The sequence below is a fragment of the Streptomyces sp. NPDC056948 genome, from assembly GCF_042674225.1.
Classification (GTDB): Bacteria; Actinomycetota; Actinomycetes; order Streptomycetales; family Streptomycetaceae; genus Streptomyces; species Streptomyces purpurascens.
Window position 1 is genome coordinate 1 of record NZ_JBHUQX010000684.1, and the last position, 2,972, is coordinate 2,972.

Consider the following 2,972-nt stretch of genomic DNA (forward strand, 5'->3'; position numbering starts at 1 on the left):
GGTCTCGACTTCTAGATCTCGCCCCGCAGTTTCGCGAGCGCCTCGGCGAGGATCGCCTCGCCGTCCGCGTCGCTGCGCCGCTCCCGTACATACGCCAGGTGCGTCTTGTAGGGCTCGGTGCGCGGCGGGTCCGGGGGGTTGTCCCGGTCCTGGCCGGCCGGGAATCCGCAGCGGGGACAGTCCCAGGTTTCGGGCACCTGCGCGTCGCTGGCGAAGCTCGGCTGGGTCTCGTGTCCGTTGGAGCACCAGAAGGAGATGCGCAGCCGCGGCGCGGACTCGCCGCGCTCGGCCTCGCCCATCGGCCCCGCCCCGACCCGGCTTCCCCGGATCGCGTTGCCACTTGCCACGGTCGTAACTCCCTGCGTGATGGTGCCGCGAAGCGAGTCGGCGTTCCGCTTCGCTGCGAGCGCCTCAGTCTACGTAAGGCCCAACGCGCGTCCAGTGATTGGAGTTACAACCCTCACACGAAGACGCAAGCCCCATGATAGGCCGCGCTCAGCTGCGCGTACCGAACATGGGGCCTTGCGTACAGGTTCCGTGCGGATTGCGTCTCGGTCAGTTGTTCACCTTCATCAGGATGCCGAGCACGACAATGCACGCGAACCAGCCCAGACCGACCACGACGGTGATCCGGTCGAGGTTGCGCTCGGCGACCGAGGAGCCGCCGACGGAGGACTGCATGCCGCCACCGAACATGTCGGAGAGGCCGCCGCCCTTCCCCTTGTGCATCAGCACCAGCAGCATCAGCAACAGGCTGAAGACGATCAGGGCGATCGAGAACCCCATAACCACGGCTGGACCAACTTCCTCGGATCTGACGGACGACGCGGGGCCCAGCACATGCTGGACCCCGCAAGGGTACGACGTTACGCCGCTACCGCATACTCACTGGTCGCGGAAGCGCACGATCTTGACGAACTCGTCGGCGTCCAGCGAGGCGCCGCCGACCAGGGCGCCGTCGATGTCGGCCTGGGCCATGATCTCGGCGACGTTGCCCGCCTTGACCGAGCCGCCGTACTGGATGCGGACCTTGTCGGCCAGATCCTGCGAGTACAGCTCGGCGATCTTGCCGCGGATCGCCGAGCAGACCTCCTGGGCGTCCCCGGCTCCGCAGACCTTGCCGGTGCCGATGGCCCAGACGGGCTCGTAGGCGATCACGACGGTCTCGGCCTGCTCGGCGGGGAGGTCCTTCAGACCGCCCTCGACCTGGGCGAGGGTGTGGGAGACGTGGTTGCCCGCCTCGCGGATCTCCAGCTCCTCGCCGACGCACAGGATGGGCGTCAGGCCGTGCTTGTAGGCGGCCTTGACCTTGGCGTTCACCAGCTCGTCGGTCTCGGCGTGGTACTGGCGCCGCTCGCTGTGGCCGATCGCGACGTACGAGCACTTCAGCTTGGCCAGCATCGGGCCGGAGATCTCGCCGGTGAAGGCACCGCCGTCGTGCGCCGAGATGTCCTGGGCGCCGTACTTGATCTTGAGCTTGTCGCCGTCGACCAGGGTCTGCACGGAGCGCAGGTCGGTGAAGGGCGGCAGGACGGCGACCTCGACGGCCTCGTAGTCCTTGTCGGCCAGGGCGAAGGCGAGCTTCTGGACGTGGGCGATGGCCTCGAGGTGGTTGAGGTTCATCTTCCAGTTGCCCGCCATCAGCGGCGTGCGCGCGGTCATGTGGGTCAGTCCTCCAGTGCGGCGAGGCCGGGGAGCGTCTTGCCCTCGAGGTATTCGAGGGAGGCGCCGCCACCGGTCGAGATGTGGCCGAATGCCGTCTCGTCGAAGCCCAGGGTGCGCACGGCGGCGGCGGAGTCGCCACCGCCGACCACGGTGAAGCCCTTGGATTCGACGAGTGCCTGGGCGACCGCCTTGGTGCCCTCGGCGTAGTCGGGGTGCTCGAAGACGCCCATGGGGCCGTTCCAGAAGACGGTGGCGGCGTCGGCGAGCTTGGATGCGTACAGCTTGCAGGTCTCGGGCCCGTTGTCGAGGCCCAGTCGGTCGGCCGGGATGGCGTCCGCGGCGACCGTCGTGGGGTTGGCCGGGGCCTTGGTCTTCAGGTCCGGGAACTCGCCCGCGACGAGGACGTCCACCGGCAGGACCAGCTCGACACCGGTCTTCTCGGCACGCTCGATGTACTCGTTGACGGCCGGGATCTGGTCCTCCTGCAGGAGGGAGGTGCCGACCTCGTAGCCCTTGGCCTTGAGGAAGGTGTAGGCCATGCCGCCGCCGATGAGGATCCGGTCGGCCTTGCCGAGCAGCTGGTCGATGACGGCGAGCTTGTCGGAGACCTTGGCCCCGCCGAGGACGACGACGTACGGCCGCTTGACCTCGTCGGTGAGCTTCTTCAGGACGCCGACCTCGGTCGCGATGAGGTAGCCGGCGTAGTGCGGCAGGCGCGCCGGGAGGTCGTACACGGAGGCGTGCTTGCGGTGCACCGCGCCGAAGCCGTCGCCGACGTAGACGTCGGCGAGGGCGGCGAGCCGGTCGGCGAAGGCGCCGCGCTCGGCGTCGTCCTTGCTCGTCTCGCCGGCGTTGAAGCGCAGGTTCTCGACGACGGCGACCTGGCCGTCGGTCAGGGCGGCGACAGTGGCCTGGGCGGACTCGCCGACCGTGTCGGTCGCGAAGGCCACGTCGGCGCCGAGGAGTTCACCGAGGCGCGCGGCGGCGGGGGCGAGGGAGAAGGCCGGTTCCGGGGCGCCCTTGGGGCGGCCCAGGTGGGAGGCGACGACCACGCGGGCGCCCGCCTCGGCGAGGGCCTTGACCGTGGGCAGCACGGCGCGGATACGGCCGTCGTCGGTGATCGCCGTGCCGTCCAGCGGCACGTTCAGGTCGGCGCGGACGAAAGCCCGCTTGCCCGCGACCCCTTCGGCGAGGAGTTCGTCGATCGTCTTCATGAGGGGACTCCTGAAAGAGCTCGTGATCGCTCGTAAGCGCTCGTGATCGAACAGCTCTGATCTGTACGTGCGTCAGGGCTCGGGCAGCGCGTC

General features: G+C 69.1%; 4 protein-coding genes. All 4 read right to left on the reverse strand.

Annotation, left to right across the window (positions count from 1 at the left end):
* Window positions 1-11: 11 nt before the first annotated feature.
* Window positions 12-347 (reverse strand): RNA polymerase-binding protein RbpA, encoded by a 336-nt coding sequence (locus ACFTZL_RS43455; protein ID WP_003976875.1) that lies wholly within the window; start codon window positions 345-347, stop codon window positions 12-14.
* Window positions 348-555: 208 nt separating this feature from the next.
* A complete protein-coding gene (gene secG / locus ACFTZL_RS43460) occupies window positions 556-786 on the reverse strand; it encodes a preprotein translocase subunit SecG (RefSeq protein WP_184596855.1) in 231 nt (76 codons plus the stop codon).
* A 99-nt stretch (window positions 787-885) separates the two neighbouring features.
* Window positions 886-1,662, reverse strand: a complete 777-nt coding sequence (gene tpiA / locus ACFTZL_RS43465; protein ID WP_382595734.1) for a triose-phosphate isomerase — start codon at window positions 1,660-1,662, stop codon at window positions 886-888.
* Between the two features lie 5 nt (window positions 1,663-1,667).
* Window positions 1,668-2,879, reverse strand: coding sequence for a phosphoglycerate kinase (locus ACFTZL_RS43470; protein ID WP_382595737.1), 1,212 nt, complete (start codon window positions 2,877-2,879; stop codon window positions 1,668-1,670).
* Window positions 2,880-2,972 lie beyond the last annotated feature (93 nt).

Coding starts and splice junctions, on each gene's coding strand:
- tpiA (WP_382595734.1), bottom strand. CDS start 1,662: ATGACCGCGCGCACGCCGCTGATGGCGGGCAACTGGAAGATGAACCTC.
- ACFTZL_RS43470 (WP_382595737.1), bottom strand. CDS start 2,879: ATGAAGACGATCGACGAACTCCTCGCCGAAGGGGTCGCGGGCAAGCGG.
- secG (WP_184596855.1), bottom strand. CDS start 786: ATGGGGTTCTCGATCGCCCTGATCGTCTTCAGCCTGTTGCTGATGCTG.